This window comes from Arthrobacter sp. Y3221159 (assembly GCF_059089885.1).
Map to the genome: position 1 here is coordinate 1 of NZ_JBNHFC010000070.1, position 252 is coordinate 252.

Annotated in this window: 1 protein-coding gene; it reads left to right on the forward strand. The window is 69.0% G+C overall.

Features of this window, described 5'->3' with window-relative positions:
- Positions 1–252: hypothetical protein (locus AC5RT3_RS20710; protein WP_494125119.1), on the forward strand; the 252-nt coding region annotated here is incomplete at both ends.

Genomic DNA, 252 nt, shown 5'->3' on the forward strand with positions numbered 1-252 from the left:
GTGCCCAATTCATCATGCGGAGCCTGCTGCAGCGCGCGGGCGCGCAGAGCGTCGGGGTGCCGATGGTGACCACCACCGATTACGTGAACACGATCCCGGTGGACCAGGAAGCACCGTTCCCGGGCAACGAGGAATACGAACGCCGCTACCGGGCGTACATGCGCTGGAACGCCGCGGTGATGGTGCACCGGGCGCAGCGGCCGGACATCGCCGTCGGCGGGCACATTTCCACCTACGCCGGCGCGGCCACCC